Here is a 20,527-nt window from a genome sequence, read left to right on the forward strand (position 1 = left end):
TGAACATTCGACCGGATTACCGACCTTGTTTCCCATGCCAGCGCCCCAGCAGCAGTGCAGCCGCCCGCACGCGCTGCGTGTCGCGCCCCCAGCGCCTGCTCGCTGGCAAATGGCGCAGCCAGCGCATGCGCTGCGCCGCCAGACCGATGCGCTCGCGCACCTCGAGGTCGGCGTGTGCCAGCGCTGCGTGCCACAGTGCACCCGCAGCCTGGGGGGAGGCGGCGCGGACCAGCACCGCCGTCGAATGCAGGTAGCTGAGCCAGTCGCGCACCTGGCATTCGGCCACGCTCAGGGTTTCGCCGGGATCGTCTTCGAAGTCGATGTAGCCGACCACCCCGTCGGGGCAGCGCATCAGGTTGCGGTCGAAGGCCTGGCTCAGGTAGGCACCGCGCGCGTGGGCGACCGCGATCGCCTCCAGGCCTTCGCGCCAGACCGCCAGCAGCGCAGTCGGTTCGTCGGCCGCGGCCTGGTCGAGCCGTTCGCGCAGCACGACGGCGCCGCTGCCGCTTTCGCCCAGGTCGGAGATCAGCAGGCCGTCGGCCTGCTCGGCCAGCACGGCGGGCACGCGCAGGCCGAGTGCGCCGAGCGCGCGCAGCCGCCGCGCTTCGATGGCGATGGCGGCGTCGCCACCCGGATTGGGCACGGGCTTGAGCACGTCGAGCCGCAGCAGGCCCGCAATGGCCGCGAGCAGGTGGTAGCGCAGCCTGCCGTGCCGCGGGCCGGCTTTCTTGAGCCACACGCGTTCGTCACCCAGGCGATGCCGCGCGATCGGGTCGGCCTGCTGTGGCAACTGGGTGCGAAGGAAGTCGGCGTAGCGGTCGGCCGTGGCGCCCTGCGCCTCTGGGGAGGCGATCGCCGCCGCGGTTCCTCGGGGATGGGATCGTTTGGCCGAACTCATGCCGCCAGCGCCATTCCGTCGAGCGCCGGCACCACTGGTTGAAAGCTCTGCGCGCTTGCCAATGGCCAGTAGTTGCGGAACACCGTGTGCTGGTCGTCGAGTGCGCCGAGCAGCGCACCCGGCGCAACCTGCAGCACCAGGTTGCTCAAGAGCCGCACCTCGGTGTCGGAGATGCGCCGCACGATGTGGTGCGCGGTGATCTGCTGCGGATGGGCGAGCCCAGCGGCCTGCACCAGTTCCTGCAGCGCATGCAGCGTGCTGCGGTGGAAGTTGCGTACGCGCTCGGCCTTGTCCGGCACCACCAATGCCTGCTGGCGGCGCGGGTCCTGCGTCGCAACGCCGGTCGGGCAGTGGCCGGTGTGGCAGGTCTGCGCCTGTAGGCAGCCCAGCGCCATCATGAAGCCGCGTCCCGCGTTGCACCAGTCGGCGCCCAGCGCCATCATGCGCGCCAGGTCGAAGGCGGTGATCACCTTGCCCGCGCAGCCGATCTTGATGCGGTCGCGCAGGCCGACGCCGATGAGCGTGTTGTGCACCAGCAGCAGGCCTTCCTGCAGCGGCGCGCCCACGTGGTCGATGAACTCGACCGGCGCGGCACCCGTGCCGCCCTCGGCGCCGTCGACCACGATGAAGTCGGGCGTGATGCCGGTCTCCTGCATCGCCTTGACGATGGCGAACCATTCCCAGGGGTGCCCCAGGCAGAACTTGAAACCGGTCGGCTTGCCGCCCGAAAGTTCGCGCAGCCGTGCGATGAAATGCATCATGCCCACCGGCGTCGAGAACGCGCTGTGCGAGGCCGGTGAGATGCAGTCGACACCCACCGGCACGCCGCGCGCCGCCGAAATCTCCGCCGTGACCTTGGGCCCGGGCAGCACGCCCCCATGGCCCGGCTTGGCGCCCTGGCTAAGCTTGAGCTCGATCATGCGGACCTGCGGGTCACCGGCGTTGGCGATGAAGCGTTCCTCGCTGAACGAACCATCGTCGTTGCGGCAGCCGAAGTAGCCCGAACCGATCTCCCAGATCAGGTCGCCGCCGTGCACGCGATGGTGCTGCGAGATCGAGCCTTCGCCGGTATCGTGGGCAAAGCCACCGAGCTTGGCGCCCTGGTTGAGTGCCAGAATCGCGTTGGCCGACAACGCACCGAAGCTCATGGCCGAAATGTTGAACACACTCGCCGAATAAGGCTGGGCGCAGGTGGCTTGGCCGATCGTGATGCGGAAGTCGTGGTCGACCAGCTTGGTCGGCTGCATCGAATGGTTGATCCATTCGTAGCCGGCCGTGCTCACGTCCAGTTGGGTGCCGAACGGGCGGTTGTCGGGTTCGCCCTTGGCGCGCTGGTAGACCAGCGAACGCTGTGCGCGCGAGAACGGCGCCGCCTCGCTGTCGCTCTCGATGAAGTATTGGCGCAGCTCCGGGCGGATGTACTCCAGCAGGAAACGCAGGTGCCCGATGACCGGATAGTTGCGCAGGATGGCGTGCTTTTCCTGCTGCAGGTCGTGCGCGCCGATGGCGCACAGCACGGCGAAGATGGCCAGGCCGGTCCACGCGAGCCCGCTCTGCGGTGCGGCAAAGACGGCGCCCAGGCATACCGCCAATGCAAGCACGCACAGCGCGAGCGCGGTGAAGCGAACAGGAAAAAAAGGGGTCGTCGGTGCTGAAATAGTCGGTCTCCAGAGACTGTGCTGCATCATAGAGGGCTTGATTCAAGATCACCCATGACGAACCTCCCCGACACCCCCCCCGCGTCCGAGCCGCCCGAGAATCACGAAGGTGCCGCCGAGGCCCGCCCGGACGCCGCCGATGCGCCGCTCGGCCCCGAAGAATTCGACCTGCTCGACAGCGAGCTCGACGCCATGCGCGAGCACGACGACGAAATTCCCCAGTGGGAATTCTGCGAAGGCTTCATGGCCGCCGTCATCTGCTCGCGCCGTCCGGTGCCGCCCGCCGAATACTGGCCGGTGCTGCTGGGTGACAGCTTCGTGCCCGCCCAGCGTATGGAGTTCGTGTGGCACTGGAAGCGCCGCTGGAAGGAAATCGAGCAGGCGCTCGACGCCGACGTGAAGGCACTCGACGACGACCGCAGCTACCAGCCCGAGGTGCTCGACACGCGCGGCGCCATCGCCTCACTGCCCGAGGACGAGCGCCAGGAAGTGGCCGGCGAGGCGATCCCTTCCTTTGCGCAGATCTGGGCGCTGGGCTTCATGTACGCGGTGGAAAACTGGCCCGAGGACTGGGCTGCGCCACGCGACAAGGAAGCCGCGCAGATGCTCGATGAGGCCCTGAGCTCGATCGTCGCACTGACGGAAGACGACACCGGCAAGCCGGAAATCTCGATGTTCAGCGAAGACGGCCCGCCCAGCCTGAGCCAGCAGCGGCTGGACGATTTCGGCGAAGCGATCTGGGCCGTCTACGACCTGCGCCAGCTCTGGAAGAGCATGGGCCCACGCGTGGAAACCTACCGCAAGGAGGCCACGCCGGGCCGCAACGACCCGTGCCCCTGCGGCAGCGGCAAGAAGTACAAGAAGTGCCACGGAGCCTGACGATGACCGACAAGGTACTGGTGTTCTACGGCTCCTACCGCTCCGACCGCATGGGCATCCGGCTGGCCGACTACGTGGTCGCTGGCTTGAAGGCCAAGGGCGCCGAGGCCGAGTTGATCGACGCGAAGGCGGTCGACCTGCCCCTTCTCGACCGCATGTACAAGGAATATCCGAAGGGTACGGCGCCCGCTGCCATGGAGGCGTTGGCCGAGAAGATCCGTACGGCAGATGCCTTTGTCTTCGTGGCCGGCGAATACAACTGGGGCGTGCAGCCGGGGTTGAAGAACCTGACCGACCATTTCCTGGAGGAGTGGTTCTGGCGGCCCGCGGCCATCGCCAGCTATTCGGCAGGCCGCTTCTCCGGCGTGCGCGCCGGTACTGCCTGGCATTCGATTCTGTCGGAGATGGGCATGGTCGTCATTTCCAGCGCCCTCGCGGTCGGTCCGATCTCGCAGACATTGGACGAACAGGGCCAGCCGACAGGCAAGGCGGGCGAGTCGCTGGACCGCGCCTTTGGCCGCTTTGCCGACGATCTGGCCTGGTGGACGGAGGCGGCGCGTGCGCAGCGCGCGCGCCAGGCGCCGCCGTATTAGGCAAGCCAGGCAGGCCCCGGCAGGGCGTCAAGCCAGGAGCTTGAGCACTTCCTGGGCCACGCGCACCGAACTGGCCGGGTTCTGCCCGGTGACGAGCTTGCCGTCGACCACGGCATAGGGCTGCCAGTCGGCCTTCTTGCTGTAGTCGCCACCCAGGCGCCGGAGTTCGTCTTCCACCAGGAACGGGACGATGTCCGTGAGCTGCACCGCGGCCTCTTCGCCGTTGGTAAAGCCCGTGACCTTCTTGCCCGCAACCAGCGGCTGGCTGTCGCTGCCCCTGGCACGACGCAACACGCCGGGACCGTGACAGACGGCGGCCACCACCTTGCCGGCCGCATGCATCTTTTCGATCAGCGCAATCGAGGCGGGGTCTTCCGCCAGGTCCCAGAGGGGGCCATGGCCACCGACGTAGAACACCGCGTCATGGTCGAGCGGCTCCATGGTCGAGAGCACGTGCGTGGAGGCCAATGCGGCCTGTGCGCCCTTGTCGGCGCGAACGCGTGCCGTGTCGTCGGTCTGGCTCTCGGGCTCGTCGCTCTTGGGGTCCAGGGGCGGCTGGCCGCCACGTGGCGATGCGAGCGTGACCTCGGCGCCGGCATCGACGAACGCGAAATAGGGAGCCGCAAATTCCTCCAGCCAGAAACCGGTTTTCTTGCCGGTGGTGCCCAGTTGGTCGTGGGACGTGAGGACCATCAAAACTTTCATGCGGAAACTCCTTCATTGCGCGTGGCGTTGGGAGCGCTCAGATCTTGAACGCCCTCTGAATGTCCGGCCGCACCAGGTCCGCGTAGTCGCGGTGTTTGCGGATGTAGCCGGCGATGAACTGGCAGACGGGAATCACGTGCTTGCCCTCGCTGCGCGCCGCGTCCAGCACATGCCGGGCGATGGCCGAGCCGACGCCCTGGCCTTCGAAAGCTTCCAGCACCTCGGTGTGCGTGAACATGATGGCGTCGGTCAGCAGGTTGTATTCGCAGTAGCCTGCGAGTTGACCGTCGACGTGGGCTTCGTAGCGGTGGCTGGCAACGTTTTGCGTCAGCGTGATGTCGGCCATGAGGGTGCCTTTCTGTTCAGGGGTTTTTTGTCAGGAAAGCCGCCAGGTTGCTGGCGGCGGTTTGCTTGACCTTTCGCCGCAGGCTCGGTGACCAGCCCAGCAGCAGGCCTGGCAGGCCCAGTGCCTGGCGCGCCCAGCCCCAGAAGCTGAAACGGTCGCGGTGCGTGGCGATCAGACCATCGCGCGTGAAGGTGAAGCGCGCGTCGACCGCGTTGTCCACGATGCGGCCGGTCGCGCTGAACAGATAGTGGGCGTCCCAGTGCGCCTGGCCGTTGGCACCGTCGGCGTGCACGCCGCTGTGCGTGAGCTTCCAGACGTGCGCGCCCTTGGCCTGCGTCCCGGCGCACAACATCGTCCACATGCCGCCGATCTCGCGCGCGCCGCGCAGCTGGAAGACCTCGTCCTCGAACACCGCGTCGGGCGCGTAGCAGGTGGCCATGGTGGCGGCGTCGAGCCGGGCGAAGGCTTCGTAGAAGCGCCGGATGGTTTGCTCGTTGGTGCTCATGGCGTCACTTTCTCGGTCGGTCGTTTGTTCAATGCTGCAGGCGCAGCACCAGGGTTTGCAGCGCGTGCAGCACCGTGGCGGCGCGCACCGCGGCCCGGTCGCCCTCGAAGCGCCGGCGTTCGGTGCGGACCTCGCCGCCGACCGACCAGCCGAACCAGACCGTGCCCACGGGCTTGTCCGGTGTGCCGCCCGTGGGGCCCGCCACGCCGGTCACCGCCAGCGACACCTGCGCATGCGAGCGCGCCACGGCGCCTTCGGCCATGGCGCGCGCCACCGGTTCGCTGACCGCGCCGTGCGTGTCGATCCACGCCGCGCTCACGCCCAGCAGTTCGGTCTTGGCCTCGTTGGAGTACGTCACGAAGCCGCGCTCGAACCAGGCGCTGGAGCCCGACAGGTCGGTGCATGCCCCGGCGATGAGGCCGCCGGTGCAGCTCTCGGCCGTGGCGAGCATCCAGTGCCGCTGCAGCAGCAGGCCGGCCAGGCGCACCGTCAGCGCGGCGATCTCGGCGGTGGGATCGGCGGCGGACTCTTGAGCGAAGGATGTCATCGTTGTCACCATGCGCGCCACAGCGCGATCACCAGAAGGGTACAGAAAGCGGCGACCAGGTCGTCGAAGATGATGCCAAAGCCGGCCGCGCTCCAGCGCATGGTGGCCGGCGTTGCGTCGCGTTGCTTGAAGAGCGCGTCGGCCCAGGCCACCGGCCCCGGCTTGGCGGCATCGAAGAAGCGGAACAGCGCGAAGGCGATGGCCTGGCCCCAGAGGCCGGCAGGCGCAATGAGCCACAGCACGATCCAGAACGCCACCACTTCGTCCCACACGACGGCACCGGGGTCGGCCACGTTCATGTGCCGCGCGGTCACGCTGCAGGCCCACCAGCCCACGGGCAGTGAGACCAGGATCACCCAGCCGATGGTGGCCGGCGCCAGCCACAGCTGCATCACCACGAAGGCGACCCAGGCCCACAGCGTGCCCACCGTGCCTGGCGCCCACCGGGGCAGGCCGGAACCGAAGCCCAGCGCGATCAGGTGGGCTGGATGGGAGAGCATGAAACGTGCGCTGGGGCGCAGGACGGAGGGCAGGGGTGGCGACACGGAAGGAGGGCGCCTAGGCGCTGAAATGATCGAAAGAAGAAAAATGCTGGTCGAGCGGCGCGCCCTGCGCGTCGACGATGCGCAGCCCCGGCGTGGCGTCGATGCGGCCGATGCAGCGTACACGGGTCTGCGCGTCGCGCCCGGCCTGCAGCACCGACGCATGCGCGGCCGCAGGCGCGGTGAAGACCAGTTCGTAGTCGTCGCCGCCCGAGAGGGCACAGGTGCGCAGCAGCGCCAGCGGCAAGTCCGCGCTGGCGGCTACGGGATGCGCCAGGAGATCGATGCAGCCGGTGGCGGCGTCGGCGTCGACCGTCGCGCCCACGCCGCTCGCGCGCAGGATGTGACCGAGGTCGCCCAGCAGGCCGTCGCTCACGTCGGCCGCCGCGCTCGCGATGCCACGCAGCGCCAGGCCCAGCGCGACGCGCGGCGTCGGCTGTTCCATGCGCATGCGCGCCATCGCGAAGAGCTCGGCCGGCAGGTCGAGCGTGCCGCGGAACACCTCGAGCGCGAGCCGTGCGTCGCCCAGCGTGCCGCTCACCCAGAGCTCGTCGCCGGGCCGGGCGCCCGAGCGCAGCAGCGCCGCGCCCGCGGGCACTTCGCCGAACACGGTGATGCAGATATTGAGCGGCCCGCGCGTGGTGTCGCCGCCGACCAGCTCGCAGTCGTGCGCCTCGGCCAGTGCGAACATGCCGCGAGAGAAGCCCGCCAGCCAGGCCTCGTCGACCGCCGGCAGCGCCAGCGCCAGCGTGAAGGCCAGCGGTTTTGCGCCGCAGGCGGCCAGGTCGCTCAGGTTGACGGCCAGCGCCTTGTGGCCGAGCCGCGCCGTGTCCACCGTCGACAGGAAATGCCGGCCCTCGACCAGCATGTCGCTGGACACGGCCAGTTGCATGCCCGCGGCCGGCGCGAGCAGCGCGCAGTCGTCGCCCACGCCCAGCGGCGAGCGGCGCGCCGGGCGCTTGAAATAGTGCGCGATCAGGTCGAATTCGCCCATGGCCGTGTGTGCCGGACTGTTGTCAGGCCGCGCCGCGGAAACGCAGCGCCGCCTGGCGCACCACCTCGGCCAGCATCCGCTCCTTGCCCTGGCGCTCGCGCAGCCAGCGCGCGTCGTTCTGGCTGGCCTCGACGTCGGTGCGCAACTGCGCGATGGCGGTCGATGCGTTCATGGCCTCGCTCTGCAGCTCGATGCGCGTCATGGTCATGAGGATGTGCTCGCGCAGCGGCATGTGCTCGCCCGTGGCCGGGTCGACGTACGCCGCGTCCAGCCCGAAGCGGCAGGCCTGGAAGCGGTTGTAGGTGTAGACCAGGTAGTCGTCCTCGGTCGGCATGAAGGGCTGTTCCTGCAGGAACCAGGCGCCCAGCGATTGCACGTAGCCGGCCAGCGCGGCGGCGCGCTCGACCGTCAGCGGCGTGTCGAACACGCGGATCTCGATGGTGCCGAACTCGGGCTTGGGCCGGATGTCCCAGTAGAAGTCCTTCATGCTGCGCACGACGCCCGTGCGCGTCATCTTGGCGAAGTAGGCCTCGAACTCCTTCCAGCTCAGCGTGAAGGGCGCGCGGCCCGACAGGGGGAAGGCGAACACCGAATTCAGCCGGGCCGAGTCGAACTGCGTGTCCTGCCCCTGCACGAAGGGCGAGGACGCCGACAGCGCAATGAAGTGCGGGATGTAGCGCGACATGCGGTGCAGCATCAGCAGCGCGGCGTCGGCGTCGGGGCAGCCGATGTGCACGTGCTGGCCGAAGATGGTGAACTGTTTGCTCAGGTAGCCGTACAGCTCGGAGAGTTCGCGAAAGCGCGGCTTGTCGTAGATGCGGCGCTCGTGCCACTGCTGGAAGGCGTGCGTGCCGCCGCCGACCACCGCGATATTGAGCTTGTCGGCGTTGCGGATGAGCGCCTCGCGGATCGGGCTGAGCTGGTCGATGACGTCCTGCGCCGAATGGCAGATGTCGGTGGAGATCTCGATCATGCTCGAGGTCATCTCGGGCACCACGCTCCCCGGCAGCGGCGTCTGGGCCATCAGGCGCAGCATGTCCTCGGCATAGGGGGCGAGGTCGTAGTCGTGCGTGTTGACGAGCTGCAGTTCGAGCTCTACGCCGAGCGACAGGGCCTCGGAGCGGTTGAACGGCTCGAGCTGCACGGTGCGGTCCTGCGGCAACTTCGGCAGGGCGCTCATGGGGCCGGCGGCGGGGATGCTGCTCATCGGGTGCTGTCCTCCTTGCGGCCGAACGCCTCGGGCGTCCAGGGTTTGGAACTTTCGCCGCTGGCATGGATGGCCACGGTGGCGAGCACCGCGCCGAGCATCTCCATCACCAGGATGGCGGGCAGCGCGACCTGCGTGATCATCGCACCCAGCAGCGGCGAGGCCGTCACGAAATTCGATGCGATCAGCAGCGCGATGCTCGACAGAGGCGACATTGCGCAGCCGACCCAGAACGCCTGCCGCCAGCTCGCGCCGCTGCCTGGGTTGGCGATGGCCACACCGGCCATCTTGGCGACGGTGCGCACGGCGATCACGGCCACCACCACGCTGGCCACCGGCAGGCTCCAGTCGGCCTGCGCCGCGACGATGGACACCAGCACGAACATCAGCATGGTCAGCAGTGACGCGGCCGTGCCCAGCTGCCGCGGCCAGGCCCAGGGCTTGGGGTTGAGCTGTTTGAGCAGGATGCCGCCGATGAGCGCGGCCAGCGGCGCCGAGCCACCGAAATGCGCGGCGAGCGCGGCACCGGCGGCGATGATCGCCAGCAGCAGGATGGACGTGTTCTCGCTGCTCGGGCTCATCACGCGCAACGCCGAGCGCAGCGCCAGCGCCATGATGCCGCCCACCACGAAGGACATGCCGAGCACCACGCCGATCGGATAGAGCTTGTCCATGAGCCCGGCGGGTGCGCGCTCGATCAGCCCGGCCTGCGCGTAGCCCAGCGCCAGCGCGTAGAAGGTGTTGAGCGTGGCCAGCGTCATCGCGCGTTCGGTCACCGGGCCGGAGGCGCGGGTGTCCTGGATCACGCGGCTGAGCACGGCGGGTGAGGCGACGATGGCGATCAGCGCGATCGGGTTGGACACCGGGTCGGGCACACCCATCCAGTGCAGCGTCCAGAACACGCCGAAGTAGGTCAGCGCCGCTTCGAGCAGGCTTTGCAGCAGCACCTGCGGGTTGTGGCGGAACCAGCGCAACGGCAGGCGACCGCCCGCCTCGAACAGCACAATGGCCACGCCCAGCTCCAGCAGGAACAGGCTGATGCCCTGCAGCGGCCAGATCGCGCCCTCGAACCCGGCGAAACCGACGACGGTGCCGACCAGCGAATAGCCCACCACCTTCGGCATGCCCAGGTAGCGCTGGACCAGGTGGCCGGCAGCGGCGGCCACCGCCAGCAGCAGCGACCACAGCACGGTCGGCAGGCCTGCCGAGGGCCGCAGCCACTCGGCCCAGAAGCCATACAGATCGGAGGAAAGAAAGGACATCAGTGAATGTGAAAGTTCATGCAGGGACGAAGAACCGCACCGGATGGCTGCGCCAGCGCAACCAGATGGCCGCGCGGATGCGCGCACGGTCGGTGCGATTGACGCTGTGCGCACGCAGCGCCACACGGAACGCGCAATAGAAGCTCACGCCGACGTTGAACACGCCGATCACCGGGATCGCCGCTGCCGCCCACCATAACGCAGGTTGCTGGAGCACCGGCAGTCCGAGCGAGGCGATCGCCGCCGCGACCTGGCCCGCCGACAGCGTGACATGGCGCACATCCAGGCCCAGGCCGAAGAAGGCGGCGAACGCCGGCACCAGCCCGAGCATCAGGCCCAGCGAGATGTTGCTCGCAAAGCCCGAGATGTGGGTGCGCATGAAGTCGGCCCAACGCCGTGCGCGCGCGGCGCCGAGCACGGCGCCGATGCGCGGGTTGTAGCGCATGGCGGAATCGAGCCGGTGCAGCACGAAGGCATTTTCGGTCCAGCCGGCGATGATGCTGGCGGTGAACAGCAGCACCCCGGTGAAGGCCGCGTAGATGGCAGTCGGCCCCGCCAGCGAGAGCGAATCGAGCACCGCCAGGGCATGGATGCGGTCGATGGCCGGGTGGCCGAAGGCGCGCCCGATCAGCAGGCTCAGCGCGATCACCACCGGCACCACCACCAGCACGTTGCCCATCACCGCAGCCACCTGCGAGCGCACCAGGTGCGTGACTTCGTCGACGAAGGCGTCGATTGCGTCGTCTTCCTTCAGGTCGCGCAGCTTGGCGGCCATGGCCGGCGCGGTCATCGCCGGCTGCTTGGTGGCCAGTGTGAGGTGCAGCAGCTGGATCGCCAGGAAGCTCACCGCATACATGAGGCCGGCGGCCAGCCCACTCCAGAAGGCCGACAGCCCGATCGCCAGGATGGCGAACTTGCTGAGCACGGTGAGGGCCGTGAGCGCGCCACCGCCTGCGGCCTTCTTGACCATGCGGCCATACGCGCGTCGGTCGCGCGTGATGTAGTGCTCGCCTGCCTCGGCACTGCGTTCGGTCACCTTGGCCGCGACCATCGACGAGTTGGAGGCGATCAGCGCGCGGATGCTGCCGCGCTCGCTGCCCGCCGTCACCAGGCGCCCGATCAAACGCCCGACGCTCGGTGCCGGGCTGGGCGACAGAAGGCAGTCCAGCAGTTCACGGATGCGCAGCACGCGCTCGCGCAGCTGGCGCAGCCGGAACACCAGGCCCACCGAAATGCCGTGGTCTTCCAGATGGGTATACACCGACGAGGCCGCCACCCGGCAGGCGTCGAGCCGGTCGCGGAAGACCACGAAGGCGGCCTGCAGCGCGGCTTCGTCGCACGGCACGCGCAACACCTCTTCGCGCAACTGGTCCAGCTCGGTCATCAGCGGGTGGAACGGGCGCGTCTGGCGCAGCGGGTCGCTCATGCGCAGGCGCAACTCCGGGGAAAAACCGGCGGCCACGATCTGGCTGCTGCAATAGGTCACGGCGTCCATCACGGTGTGGCGCCAGCGCGGGACGCCGGCCACCGTTTCGTCGGCCAGCAGGCTGCCGATACGCTCCAGCGTGGGCGCCTCGAGCAGCGTGATCCAGCGCGCGTCGAAGCTGCTGGGCAGGGCCATGCGAAACAACTCGGACGCGTCGGTGGTCTCGGGCGTGCCGGGCAGCAGTTTCCTGCGGATGCGGTCGGACAGTTCGCTCAGAAAGGCGTTGTCGGGTGCGAAGCCGTAGTCCGCCAGCAACGTGGTCAGGTCGACCTCGCGCGTGGAGACGATCCACCAGACGCGCAGACGTTCGCGCAGCTCCGGGCGCGCCTCGATGGCGTCGAGCAGCAGCCCCACGCGGCCGGCGGCTGCGTGAGGTGACTTGCGGTCGCCACGAATCCAGTCGAACAGATCGATCAGCCAGATGTGGCGCAGCGCCGCATCCGCCGTCGGGTCGAGGCGGGCGAGCAGACTCGACAGATCGCGCGCAGCGGCCATGAGAGGGGAAAAAAAAGAAAAGACTCAGTGAAGGACGCGACGGGCGCCGTCACCATCGGCTTCCAGCACGAACATGGGCACGGGAACGTCAAAACGCGCACCGTGCTCGTCCACCACGAAAAAACTGCCGTGCATGGTGCCACTGGGCGCCTGGAGCCGGCAACCGCTGGTGTAACGGAACGATTCACCGGGGGCGAGCAGCGGCTGCTGGCCGATCACGCCCAGGCCCTTGACCTCCTGCGCGTGACCGGAGGCGTCGTTGATCAGCCAGTGGCGCGCGATCAACTGGGCGCTCGTGGCACCGGTGTTGGTCACCGTGATGGTGTAGGCGAAGGTGAATATCCGGTCCTCGGGTGAGGACTGGTCGGGGAGGTAGCGCGGTTCGACCTGCACGCTCATGGGGCTGACGGACATGGCCGTGATGGTACCTCGCCCTGCGCTGCGACAATTGCTTTCCATGACGAGCCCCACCTACCGCATTGCGCCCTCGATTCTTTCCGCCGACTTCGCGCGCCTCGGCGATGAAGTGGCCGACGTGATCGCCGCCGGCGCCGACTGGATCCATTTCGACGTGATGGACAACCATTACGTGCCCAACCTGACCTTCGGTCCGATGATCTGCAAGGCCCTCAAGCCGCATGCCAAGACGGCGGCGGGCGTGGCGGTGCCGATCGACGTGCACCTGATGGTGCAGCCGGTCGACGCGCTGGCGGCATCGTTTGCCGAAGCGGGCGCCGACTTCATCAGCTTCCATCCGGACGCGTCGCCGCACGTCAACCGCAGCATTCAGGCCATCAAGGCCGCGGGTTGCAAGGCTGGGCTGGTGTTCAATCCGGGCCTGGGCCTGGAGGCGCTGGACTGGGCCATCGACGACATCGACCTGATCCTGATCATGAGCGTGAACCCGGGCTTCGGTGGCCAGAGCTTCATAGATTCCGCACTGCGCAAGATCGAGCAGGCACGCAAGCGCATCGAGCAGTCTGGCCGCGACATCCGTCTGGAGGTCGACGGCGGAATCAAGATCGACAACATCGCACGCGTGGCCGCCGCTGGCGCCGACACGTTCGTGGCGGGCAGCGCGATCTTCAACGCGCCGGACTATGCCGGTGTGATCAGCCAGATGCGCAGCCAGATCGCAGGCGTTGGGCCGGCCTGAGGCTTACTTCTTCACCTTGTCGTTGTAGACGCGGTCGGTCACCGGGCCGCGGTCGGTGTCGACTTGACCGCTTTGCAGGTCCTTGAGCGCCTGCTTGCCTTCCCGTGTCGGCTTGCCGTCGGTCGTGTCCTGGCTCTCCGAGGACTGGTCGTGTTCATGGGGCAGGCGGGGTGCCGTGTCGCGGCCTTGCTGCACGGCGGTTTTTCCGTCGTCGCCATCGTTCTGGGGCGTGGCGGGGGTCGATGGTGCGGTCATGGGCGTGATCCTTCAATGGCTTGGAGTTTTGTCCAACCCTTGTGCCACCACGACGGCGCGGGCTCGGTAGGCGCAGCCAGCCGACGGCTGTAGGATGCGCAGCGATGCCCACTTTCCCTGACCTGATCCCGCTGCCTTGCGACGAAACCCTGCGTGTCCACGCGTTCGCCTCCACCGTGCCTGGGCCGCGGCTGATTGTCCTCGGTGGAGTGCATGGCGACGAGACTTGCGGTACCGAGGGCATCGAACGCGTGCGCGCGCAATTGGATACCGGCGGGCTGCAATTGCTGCGCGGCCGCCTCACACTGGTGCCCGTGGCCAATCCGCTGGCCCGCCGGCGCGGCAGCCGGGAGGGAGAGCGCAACCTCAACCGGCTGTTCCAGCCCTCGGACCACCCGGCCGACTACGAGGCACGCCTGACCAACCTGCTGTGCCCGTTGCTCGCGGCGCACGATGTATTGCTCGACCTGCATTCGTTCCAGAGTGCGGGTGAGGCCTTTTCGATGATCGGTCCGCGTGACAACAGCGGCCTGCTCGAACCTTTTTCAAGGGGTGCCGAAGAGGGCCGGCTCGCGCTGCACATCGGGACACCGCGCGTGGTCGAGGGCTGGCTTGACATTTACGCCGCCGGCCTTGCGCAACGCGCGGGTGGTGCCCCGCCCGACGACGCGGCGCTGGCATTCGGCTGGGGGACCAACGAGTACATGCGCAGCTGCGGCGGTTATGGCGTCACGCTCGAATGCGGCCAGCATCAGGACCCGGCAGCACCCGCCGTGGCCGAGCAGGCCATCCTGTCGGCACTGCGTCTGCTGGGCCTGGTGGAGGTGCCGGTGGGAGCCCGGCCACCGGTTCAGCCCACCCTGTTGCGGCTGGTGAGCGTGACGGACCGGCTCGACGAGGGCGACCAGTTCGTGCGCGACTGGGCCACCTTCGATGCGGTCGCGCAGGGCGAACCCATCGGCCTGCGCAACGACGGGACCCTGCTGCGCGCCGAGCGCGACGGCTTCATCGTGTTCCCGAATGCGCAGGCGCTCGTCGGCACCGAATGGTTTTATTTCGCCGTGGAAAGCGACCGCGTCCTGTAGCTGCACCCCGTGGTGCAGCGACGCAAGGTCAGGCGAAGACCTCGTCGGTCGTCACCTCGAAGCGCTGCAGCGTGTTGGGGCCGAACACCATGGTGATCGGCACGTCAGCGGCATCGCGACCGCGCGCGATGACGATGCGGCCGATGCGTGGCGTGTTGTGGCGCGCATCAAAGGTGTGCCAGCGGTCGCCCAGGTAGACCTCGAACCAGGCGCTGAAATCCATCGGATAAGGCACGGGCGGAATGCCAATGTCGCCGAGATAGCCAGTCACATACCGGGCCGGGATGTTCATGCACCGGCACAGGGTGACGGCCAGGTGGGTGAAGTCGCGGCAGACGCCCACGCCTTCGCGATAGCCTTCCAGCGCGGTGCGGGTGGCACGCGCGCGCTGGTAATCGAAGCGCAGATGGTTGTGGACCCAGTCGCAGATCGCCTGCACACGGTGCCAGCCCGGCGCCACGTTGCCAAACTGGTTCCAGGCAAAGGCGAGCAATTCGCTGTCGACTTCGCAGTAGCGGCTGGGTAGCAAGAAGGGCAGCGTGGCGACCGGCAGGTCGGCCGGTGCGTGGGCGATGGCGCCATAGTCGATCGGGTCCTGCCAGCCGCTGTCGTAGACCACCGCCTCATTGCGCAAGCGCACGCTGCTCACACCGTAAGGTACCTGCACCCGCGCGCAGTGATTGTCGAACGCGTCCTGGTAATGGTGCGTCACGAGCGGCGGGCTGATGGTGATGTTCTCACCCTGGACGATGTCGCCAGCACGCGAAGGATGGACCTGGAGCATGTACACCAGGGCCGTGGGCGCAGTCACGCCCAGTTCGATGTCGAAACCGATTTTGATGAGCATGAGGGCGCTTTGCAGAAGAGAGATGGAAGACGATGGGCAAACGAAGGCAAAGAATGCAAAGCAGTTTCAGTGCCGGCTCGGGTTGACCCATCCTATCGAGGTCCTTGCCCACCCGGATCATCCGTTGCGCGCAAATCCGCGTAGGTCAAGGCAGATGCGTCGGCGCGGTCCTACCGAAGTGCCCTCGCTGCGCCGACGGCGTGCAGCGAGCGGCCACTACGGTGCGCCCGGCCTTTGCTGTTTACGCTGGTCAGCAATCCATCAGGCTGCATGTGCTGCAGCGATGGGGTTTCTCAGTCGAACTGTCGCGCCAAGGACGCAATCACTCTCATGGAACTGTCTTCTCTGTTTGGCTCGCTCAATGGAGCGTGGATGAACGATGCGCTCATCTGGGTGGTGGCCGCGGTAGCGGGCTCCATCGGGCTGGTCGCACTCGTCAATGCGCTCGATATGTTTCTCGACGCCGAGATGCATTGACGCCTCACTGGCCATCGTGCCTTCCTGGCGTCGCGTGGCGCCGTTCGCTTCGTTTCGCTCGCTTCCCAATGAAAGACAGTCATGACGCCACGTAACAAGGCCGCCGCAGGCCGTCGCCCCAAGGCAGCCGATGGTGCCAGTCCCAAACAGGCGCAATTGGCGCTCTACGCCGAAGATGCGTCCACGCAGCTGACCACCAACCAGGGCCTTCAGATACCGGACAACCACAACTCGCTGAAGGCGGGTGTGCGTGGACCCACGCTCCTCGAGGACTTCATTCTTCGCGAGAAGATCACCCATTTCGACCACGAGCGCATTCCGGAGCGTGCGGTGCACGCCCGCGGTTCGGCCGCCCATGGCTACTTCCAGGTGTACAAGTCGATGTCGCAGTTCACCTGCGCCGACTTTCTTCAGGATCCGACGGTCAAGACGCCCGTTTTCGTGCGCTTTTCGACCGTTGCTGGTTCGCGCGGATCGGCCGATACGGTGCGCGATGCACGCGGCTTCGCGGTCAAGTTCTACACGCGCGAGGGCAACTATGACCTTGTCGGCAACAACATTCCGGTGTTCTTCATCCAGGACGCGATGAAGTTCCCCGACCTCATCCATGCCGTCAAACCCGAGCCGCACCACGAAATGCCGCAGGCCGCGAGCGCGCACGACACGTTTTGGGACTTCGCTTCGCTGATGCCCGAGACTACCCACATGCTGATGTGGGCCATGAGCGACCGCGGCATTCCGCGCAGCCTGCGCATGATGGAAGGATTCGGCGTCCACACGTTCCGTTTCGTCAACAGTCGGGGCGAGAGCCATTTCGTCAAGTTCCACTGGAAACCCAAGCTGGGCGTGCATGGCCTGGCGTGGGACGAGGCGCAGAAAATCGCGGGCAAGGACCCTGATTTCCACCGTCGCGATCTGTGGGAAGCCATTGAGGCCGGCGACTTTCCTGAATGGGAGCTGGGCGTCCAGATGATTCCGCAGGACAAGGAACATGCCTACGGGTTCGACCTGCTCGACCCGACCAAATTGATTCCTGAGGAGCTGGTGCCGGTGCAGAAGATCGGCAAGCTGGTGCTCGACCGCAATCCCGATAATTTCTTTGCTGAAACCGAGCAGGTGGCCTTCCACCCCGGCCACGTGGTGCCGGGCATCGATTTCTCGAACGATCCGCTGCTCCAGGGCCGTCTGTTTTCCTATACGGACACGCAAATTTCACGATTGGGTGGCGCCAATTTTCATGAGCTGCCGATCAACAAGGCGGTGTGTCCCTTCCACAACTTCCAGCGCGACGGCATGCACCGCCAGACCATCTCGCGCGGGCAAGTGGCCTATGAGCCCAACACGCTGGGCAACGGCACCGAATACCGGGTCGACGGTGCAAGCGGCGGCTTTCAGTCGTATCCCGAAGACCTGTCACCGCCCAAGGTGCGCCGGCGCAGCCCGTCGTTCGATGATCATTTCACGCAGGCCCGTCTGTTCTACAACAGCCAGAGTGCGCCGGAAAAGGAGCACATCATCGCCGCCTTCCGCTTTGAGCTGTCCAAGCTCGAAGTGCCGGCCATCCGCCAGCGCATGGTCGACAACCTGGCGCACGTCGACGAGAAGCTTGCGCGGCGTGTGGCCGAGCCGCTGGGCATCGGCGCGCCGGACGCCAAGGCGGCGGCCGGACGCCCTGGCTTTCGGGATCACCGCATGGCGGTGGAGGTAGAAGAATCGCCCGCACTGCGCATGGTGGATTCCGGTGACGGCTCGGTCAAGACCCGCAAGGTGGCGATCCTGGTGGCCGATGGCGTCGACTCCGCGTCGCTCAAGCCAATTCGCGAAGCCATCGAGGCGGCGGGCGCCCAGTGCAAGGTGGTGGGTCCGCGCCTGGGTGCCGTCGCAAGCGCCTCCAAGCGCCAGATCGAAGTTGACGTTACCTTCAACAACACGCCGTCGGTGATGTTCGACGCCGTGCTGGTGCCTGCCGGCAAGGATGGGGTGGAGGCGATGCTCCAAATGGGCGATGCGGTGCATTTCGTGCACGAGGCGTTCAAGCACTGCAAGGCGATCTGTGTGGTCGGTGAGGGCGTGCAATTGCTCAAGGGTCTGGGAATCGATCCTGAGAGCAGCCCGCCGGTGGGTGTGGTGATGGCCCCCACGCCGGTGACCAACATGGGCGATGCGACTGCGGCGCAACAGATCGCGCAGCAGTTCGTCGGGGCCATCGCGAAGCACCGGCATTGGGAGCGCCCCAACGTCGACGCGGTTGCGGCCTAAATACTTGCCTTGCGCGTGCAGCGCGGGCAGGACACCGGGCCGAAAAGGGGGGAACAAATTTTTACGTACGCCTGGGACTCGCGGCAGAATCGGCACAGGAGCGCGCACGAACGCCATCGCCATGACATCCAACCCCGTTTTGCCGACCACGGCGCCGCCACAGGCAGTGAAAGCGTTGATGGCAACGCCCGACCTGTGCGCAATGCGCACGATGTCCCAGGCGCTGGACTCACTGGGCGTGGGGGTGTGCGTCTTCAACGACGATGCCGCGGCGCTGCTGTGGAACCGCACCTTCCTGCATTTCTTTCCTGAGCACGCAGGGCATATCCATGTGGGTGAGCCCTACGCGGCCAACCTGCGCCGTTTCTATCTTGCGCGGCTCGATGCCGAAGAACTGGGCTCGATCGACCGTTACATCGAAGAAGGCTTGCGGCGGCATGCCGAGCAGCAGCATCCTTACAGCTTCGATCACCGCGGCATGCGGGTTCGGGTATCGGCTGCGCGCTTGCCTGGCATCGGGAGCGTGCGGCTGTGGCGGTCCGGCGATGTGCAGCTGGCGGGCTCGGAGGAGGACACCCTGCGGCTGCCCGGCTCCAGTGAAGGCGCTCTGTCCGGCCTGAGGCTGTTCGAGCATGTGGCCGATGGCATCATGATGACGGACCTGCGTGACCGCATCGTCTGGGCCAACCAGCCCTTCGTCGCGATGTACGGTTTCGACAGCGAAGCGGCTGCTACGGGCCTGCGTTTCGAGGATGTGTACCGGCAGGCGTGGGCGCAGACCACAGCCAGCCACACCGCTGGACAGAACGAAGCGCAGGCGCTCTTCGAGCGTGGCCTGGACCTCTTTGCCGAACACCTGCGCTTTGCGGGAGCACCCTTCGAGCTGCCCTTGCCCGACGACCGCTGGGTGCGCGTCATCGCCCAGCACAGCCCCGACGGCCAGGGTTTCTTTGCGCACGTCGACATCACGATGCTCAAGCGCCAGCAGCACCATCTGCGCGAAGCCGAGCAGCGCGCGCGCGAAAGCGAGAGGCAATTGCAGCAGAAGTCGGCGCTGCTCGAAGCCACGCTCGACCGCATGGAGCAAGGCTTGGCGATGGTCAACGCCGACGGCATCGTCGAAGTGTGCAACCGCCGCGCGATGGAGTTGCTCGGACTGCCCAAGGCCCTGATGGCCTCGCGGCCGCATGTGAGCGAGGTGTTTGCCTACCAGTGCGCGCAGGGCGAGTTCGACGAGGTGCCGCCGGACCTGCTCCAGATGATGCGGACCGGCAGCATGAGCGAGCCACAGCTCTACGACCGTCGCCGCGCCGATGGACGGATCATCGAGATCCAGAGCGTGCCCATTCAGGGCGGGGGCATGGTGCGCACGTACCAGGACATCAGCGAGCGGCGCCGCAACGAGGAACGCATCCGCCATCTTGCGCGCCACGACGGGCTCACCGGTCTGGCCAACCGGTCGTTCTTCGTCGAGCAACTGACGCAGGCGACCCAGGCGCGCTCTGGCGACGCCTTTGCCGTGCATTTCATCGACCTCGACAACTTCAAGCCGATCAACGACCGCCTGGGCCACGCCATCGGCGACCAGGTGCTGGCGCTGATTGCGCTGCGCATGCGCCAGGCCGCGGGCGCGCGCGACGTGATCGGGCGGATGGGCGGCGATGAATTCGCCGTGCTCCAGTCTGGCATGGCCGACGTCACCCAGGCGGTGGCGCTGGCACAGCGCTTTCTCGCCGCCGTGCGCGAGCCCATGCGGATCGAAGGCCATGGACTGCAGCTGGGCGCCTCCATTGGCGTTGCGCTGTACCCCACCTCCGGCCAGGAGGCCGATCAGTTGCTGCGCAGCGCGGACGCTGCCATGTACGTGGCGAAGGCCGCTGGCGGTGACCGCGTGCGGGTCTCTCCGACCTGACGCCAGCCGTTTCCACCCTAGGCTGGTCAGCCAGCCCGTTTGCGCCGGCGCGCGCGCCACAGGGCGCACAGGGCCCAGAGCAGGCCGGTGTTGATCAGCAGCCCGGCGCCGACCACGATACCTGCACGTTCGGCAAAGCCGGGCGCCAGGTCGAGCGCCATGAGCGCGAGCGACCACGGCAGTGACGCCAGGATGCCCAGCACGAGCAGCGGCCCCTCGTGCTGCGGCGTCCGCACCGCGTTGACGAGCAGGAGCGCGGCGAGCGCGCTTGCAAGACTCGGAACCAGCCACCAGCGAAAGACGTTCGGCATGCTGCACCTTGGCGCATTGGGGAATGAATCCACTCTAGCGCCCTTCGCGCGCCGGTCACCAGCATTTGCGCCGGACTGCCGTGCAGCGTGGTTTTTTCGCCGCGCGGC

The 20,527-nt window shown here is 67.2% G+C and carries 22 protein-coding genes; 7 read left to right on the plus strand and 15 right to left on the minus strand.

Going from position 1 to position 20,527, the window contains the following annotated elements; genetic code table 11:
• Positions 1-16: 16 nt before the first annotated feature.
• Together J2W36_RS13340 and J2W36_RS13345 are read right to left on the minus strand one after the other, a co-directional pair.
• Positions 17-898, minus strand: coding sequence for a BUD32 family EKC/KEOPS complex subunit (locus J2W36_RS13340; RefSeq protein WP_307690216.1), 882 nt, complete (start codon positions 896-898; stop codon positions 17-19).
• Positions 895-2,586, minus strand: coding sequence for an FMN-binding glutamate synthase family protein (locus J2W36_RS13345; protein ID WP_307690217.1), 1,692 nt, complete (start codon positions 2,584-2,586; stop codon positions 895-897). Before J2W36_RS13345 ends, J2W36_RS13340 begins: the two co-directional genes overlap by 4 nt.
• Positions 2,587-2,610: 24 nt before the next feature.
• Here J2W36_RS13345 and J2W36_RS13350 point away from each other — a divergent pair, with 24 nt between their 5' ends.
• Entirely contained in the window at positions 2,611-3,435 is an 825-nt protein-coding gene (locus J2W36_RS13350; RefSeq protein WP_307690218.1) for a UPF0149 family protein, read from the plus strand.
• A 2-nt stretch (positions 3,436-3,437) separates the two neighbouring features.
• The gene (locus J2W36_RS13355) at positions 3,438-4,028 is read left to right on the plus strand and encodes an NADPH-dependent FMN reductase (RefSeq protein ID WP_307690219.1); all 591 of its coding nucleotides are present in this window, start codon (positions 3,438-3,440) and stop codon (positions 4,026-4,028) included.
• A gap of 27 nt (positions 4,029-4,055) precedes the next feature.
• Here J2W36_RS13355 and J2W36_RS13360 read toward each other — a convergent pair whose 3' ends face one another.
• Genes J2W36_RS13360 through apaG form a run of 10 tightly spaced genes read right to left on the minus strand, consistent with a single transcriptional unit; the run spans position 4,056 to position 12,531 of the window.
• Positions 4,056-4,733 carry a type 1 glutamine amidotransferase domain-containing protein gene (locus J2W36_RS13360; protein WP_307690220.1) on the minus strand — a complete coding sequence of 226 codons (678 nt, stop codon included), beginning with the start codon at positions 4,731-4,733 and terminating at the stop codon, positions 4,056-4,058.
• 37 nt (positions 4,734-4,770) lie between these two features.
• The gene (locus tag J2W36_RS13365; RefSeq protein ID WP_307690221.1) at positions 4,771-5,079 is read right to left on the minus strand and encodes a GNAT family N-acetyltransferase; all 309 of its coding nucleotides are present in this window, start codon (positions 5,077-5,079) and stop codon (positions 4,771-4,773) included.
• 16 nt (positions 5,080-5,095) lie between these two features.
• On the minus strand, positions 5,096-5,584 hold the full coding sequence (locus J2W36_RS13370) for a nuclear transport factor 2 family protein (RefSeq protein ID WP_307690222.1): 489 nt from the start codon (positions 5,582-5,584) through the stop codon (positions 5,096-5,098).
• A 28-nt stretch (positions 5,585-5,612) separates the two neighbouring features.
• Positions 5,613-6,131, minus strand: a complete 519-nt coding sequence (locus J2W36_RS13375) for a CinA family protein (protein ID WP_370869316.1) — start codon at positions 6,129-6,131, stop codon at positions 5,613-5,615.
• Between the two features lie 5 nt (positions 6,132-6,136).
• Entirely contained in the window at positions 6,137-6,631 is a 495-nt protein-coding gene (locus tag J2W36_RS13380) for a phosphatidylglycerophosphatase A family protein (RefSeq protein WP_307690223.1), read from the minus strand.
• 58 nt (positions 6,632-6,689) lie between these two features.
• On the minus strand, positions 6,690-7,667 hold the full coding sequence (gene thiL / locus J2W36_RS13385; protein WP_307690224.1) for a thiamine-phosphate kinase: 978 nt from the start codon (positions 7,665-7,667) through the stop codon (positions 6,690-6,692).
• Between the two features lie 22 nt (positions 7,668-7,689).
• Positions 7,690-8,811, minus strand: a complete 1,122-nt coding sequence (locus J2W36_RS13390; RefSeq protein ID WP_307690262.1) for a YbdK family carboxylate-amine ligase — start codon at positions 8,809-8,811, stop codon at positions 7,690-7,692.
• A 59-nt stretch (positions 8,812-8,870) separates the two neighbouring features.
• Entirely contained in the window at positions 8,871-10,136 is a 1,266-nt protein-coding gene (locus J2W36_RS13395; RefSeq protein WP_307690225.1) for a cation:proton antiporter, read from the minus strand.
• A gap of 16 nt (positions 10,137-10,152) precedes the next feature.
• Positions 10,153-12,117, minus strand: a complete 1,965-nt coding sequence (gene tlpB / locus J2W36_RS13400; protein ID WP_307690226.1) for a transporter-like protein TlpB — start codon at positions 12,115-12,117, stop codon at positions 10,153-10,155.
• 24 nt (positions 12,118-12,141) lie between these two features.
• The gene (apaG, locus tag J2W36_RS13405; RefSeq protein WP_307690227.1) at positions 12,142-12,531 is read right to left on the minus strand and encodes a Co2+/Mg2+ efflux facilitator ApaG/CorD; all 390 of its coding nucleotides are present in this window, start codon (positions 12,529-12,531) and stop codon (positions 12,142-12,144) included.
• A gap of 43 nt (positions 12,532-12,574) precedes the next feature.
• Between apaG and rpe the strand changes: the two genes are divergently transcribed.
• The gene (gene rpe / locus J2W36_RS13410) at positions 12,575-13,273 is read left to right on the plus strand and encodes a ribulose-phosphate 3-epimerase (RefSeq protein ID WP_307690228.1); all 699 of its coding nucleotides are present in this window, start codon (positions 12,575-12,577) and stop codon (positions 13,271-13,273) included.
• A 3-nt stretch (positions 13,274-13,276) separates the two neighbouring features.
• Here the strand turns inward: rpe and J2W36_RS13415 are convergent, their stop codons facing one another.
• Entirely contained in the window at positions 13,277-13,528 is a 252-nt protein-coding gene (locus J2W36_RS13415) for a hypothetical protein (RefSeq protein ID WP_307690229.1), read from the minus strand.
• A 104-nt stretch (positions 13,529-13,632) separates the two neighbouring features.
• On the opposite strand from J2W36_RS13415, the gene J2W36_RS13420 reads away from it, so the two are divergent.
• Positions 13,633-14,613 carry a succinylglutamate desuccinylase/aspartoacylase family protein gene (locus J2W36_RS13420; RefSeq protein ID WP_307690230.1) on the plus strand — a complete coding sequence of 327 codons (981 nt, stop codon included), beginning with the start codon at positions 13,633-13,635 and terminating at the stop codon, positions 14,611-14,613.
• Positions 14,614-14,641: 28 nt separating this feature from the next.
• Here the strand turns inward: J2W36_RS13420 and J2W36_RS13425 are convergent, their stop codons facing one another.
• Positions 14,642-15,460: a transglutaminase-like domain-containing protein gene (locus tag J2W36_RS13425; protein ID WP_307690231.1), complete on the minus strand. Its 819-nt coding sequence runs from the start codon at positions 15,458-15,460 to the stop codon at positions 14,642-14,644.
• A 330-nt stretch (positions 15,461-15,790) separates the two neighbouring features.
• Here J2W36_RS13425 and J2W36_RS13430 point away from each other — a divergent pair, with 330 nt between their 5' ends.
• From J2W36_RS13430 to J2W36_RS13440, 3 genes are all read left to right on the plus strand, one after another.
• Positions 15,791-15,937 (plus strand): hypothetical protein, encoded by a 147-nt coding sequence (locus J2W36_RS13430; RefSeq protein WP_307690232.1) that lies wholly within the window; start codon positions 15,791-15,793, stop codon positions 15,935-15,937.
• 81 nt (positions 15,938-16,018) lie between these two features.
• Positions 16,019-18,196, plus strand: a complete 2,178-nt coding sequence (gene katE / locus J2W36_RS13435; RefSeq protein WP_307690233.1) for a catalase HPII — start codon at positions 16,019-16,021, stop codon at positions 18,194-18,196.
• Between the two features lie 121 nt (positions 18,197-18,317).
• Complete coding sequence (locus J2W36_RS13440; protein WP_307690234.1) at positions 18,318-20,108, plus strand: PAS-domain containing protein; 1,791 nt, start codon at positions 18,318-18,320, stop codon at positions 20,106-20,108.
• 26 nt (positions 20,109-20,134) lie between these two features.
• On the opposite strand, the gene J2W36_RS13445 is transcribed toward J2W36_RS13440, so the two are convergent.
• Positions 20,135-20,419, minus strand: a complete 285-nt coding sequence (locus J2W36_RS13445; protein WP_307690235.1) for a hypothetical protein — start codon at positions 20,417-20,419, stop codon at positions 20,135-20,137.
• Positions 20,420-20,527: the final 108 nt, after the last annotated feature.

Source organism: Variovorax ginsengisoli (assembly GCF_030811835.1).
GTDB lineage: Bacteria > Pseudomonadota > Gammaproteobacteria > Burkholderiales > Burkholderiaceae_C > Variovorax > Variovorax ginsengisoli_C.

What these genes read in the sequence shown, in the direction of transcription:
- J2W36_RS13340 (WP_307690216.1), bottom strand. Translation starts at nt 898, where the DNA reads ATGAGTTCGGCCAAACGATCCCATCCCCGAGGAACCGCGGCGGCGATC.
- J2W36_RS13345 (WP_307690217.1), bottom strand. Translation starts at nt 2,586, where the DNA reads ATGATGCAGCACAGTCTCTGGAGACCGACTATTTCAGCACCGACGACC.
- J2W36_RS13350 (WP_307690218.1), top strand. Translation starts at nt 2,611, where the DNA reads ATGACGAACCTCCCCGACACCCCCCCCGCGTCCGAGCCGCCCGAGAAT.
- J2W36_RS13355 (WP_307690219.1), top strand. Translation starts at nt 3,438, where the DNA reads ATGACCGACAAGGTACTGGTGTTCTACGGCTCCTACCGCTCCGACCGC.
- J2W36_RS13360 (WP_307690220.1), bottom strand. Translation starts at nt 4,733, where the DNA reads ATGAAAGTTTTGATGGTCCTCACGTCCCACGACCAACTGGGCACCACC.
- J2W36_RS13365 (WP_307690221.1), bottom strand. Translation starts at nt 5,079, where the DNA reads ATGGCCGACATCACGCTGACGCAAAACGTTGCCAGCCACCGCTACGAA.
- J2W36_RS13370 (WP_307690222.1), bottom strand. Translation starts at nt 5,584, where the DNA reads ATGAGCACCAACGAGCAAACCATCCGGCGCTTCTACGAAGCCTTCGCC.
- J2W36_RS13375 (WP_370869316.1), bottom strand. Translation starts at nt 6,131, where the DNA reads ATGACATCCTTCGCTCAAGAGTCCGCCGCCGATCCCACCGCCGAGATC.
- J2W36_RS13380 (WP_307690223.1), bottom strand. Translation starts at nt 6,631, where the DNA reads ATGCTCTCCCATCCAGCCCACCTGATCGCGCTGGGCTTCGGTTCCGGC.
- thiL (WP_307690224.1), bottom strand. Translation starts at nt 7,667, where the DNA reads ATGGGCGAATTCGACCTGATCGCGCACTATTTCAAGCGCCCGGCGCGC.
- J2W36_RS13395 (WP_307690225.1), bottom strand. Translation starts at nt 10,136, where the DNA reads ATGTCCTTTCTTTCCTCCGATCTGTATGGCTTCTGGGCCGAGTGGCTG.
- tlpB (WP_307690226.1), bottom strand. Translation starts at nt 12,117, where the DNA reads ATGGCCGCTGCGCGCGATCTGTCGAGTCTGCTCGCCCGCCTCGACCCG.
- apaG (WP_307690227.1), bottom strand. Translation starts at nt 12,531, where the DNA reads ATGTCCGTCAGCCCCATGAGCGTGCAGGTCGAACCGCGCTACCTCCCC.
- rpe (WP_307690228.1), top strand. Translation starts at nt 12,575, where the DNA reads ATGACGAGCCCCACCTACCGCATTGCGCCCTCGATTCTTTCCGCCGAC.
- J2W36_RS13415 (WP_307690229.1), bottom strand. Translation starts at nt 13,528, where the DNA reads ATGACCGCACCATCGACCCCCGCCACGCCCCAGAACGATGGCGACGAC.
- J2W36_RS13420 (WP_307690230.1), top strand. Translation starts at nt 13,633, where the DNA reads ATGCCCACTTTCCCTGACCTGATCCCGCTGCCTTGCGACGAAACCCTG.
- J2W36_RS13425 (WP_307690231.1), bottom strand. Translation starts at nt 15,460, where the DNA reads ATGCTCATCAAAATCGGTTTCGACATCGAACTGGGCGTGACTGCGCCC.
- J2W36_RS13430 (WP_307690232.1), top strand. Translation starts at nt 15,791, where the DNA reads ATGGAACTGTCTTCTCTGTTTGGCTCGCTCAATGGAGCGTGGATGAAC.
- katE (WP_307690233.1), top strand. Translation starts at nt 16,019, where the DNA reads ATGACGCCACGTAACAAGGCCGCCGCAGGCCGTCGCCCCAAGGCAGCC.
- J2W36_RS13440 (WP_307690234.1), top strand. Translation starts at nt 18,318, where the DNA reads ATGACATCCAACCCCGTTTTGCCGACCACGGCGCCGCCACAGGCAGTG.
- J2W36_RS13445 (WP_307690235.1), bottom strand. Translation starts at nt 20,419, where the DNA reads ATGCCGAACGTCTTTCGCTGGTGGCTGGTTCCGAGTCTTGCAAGCGCG.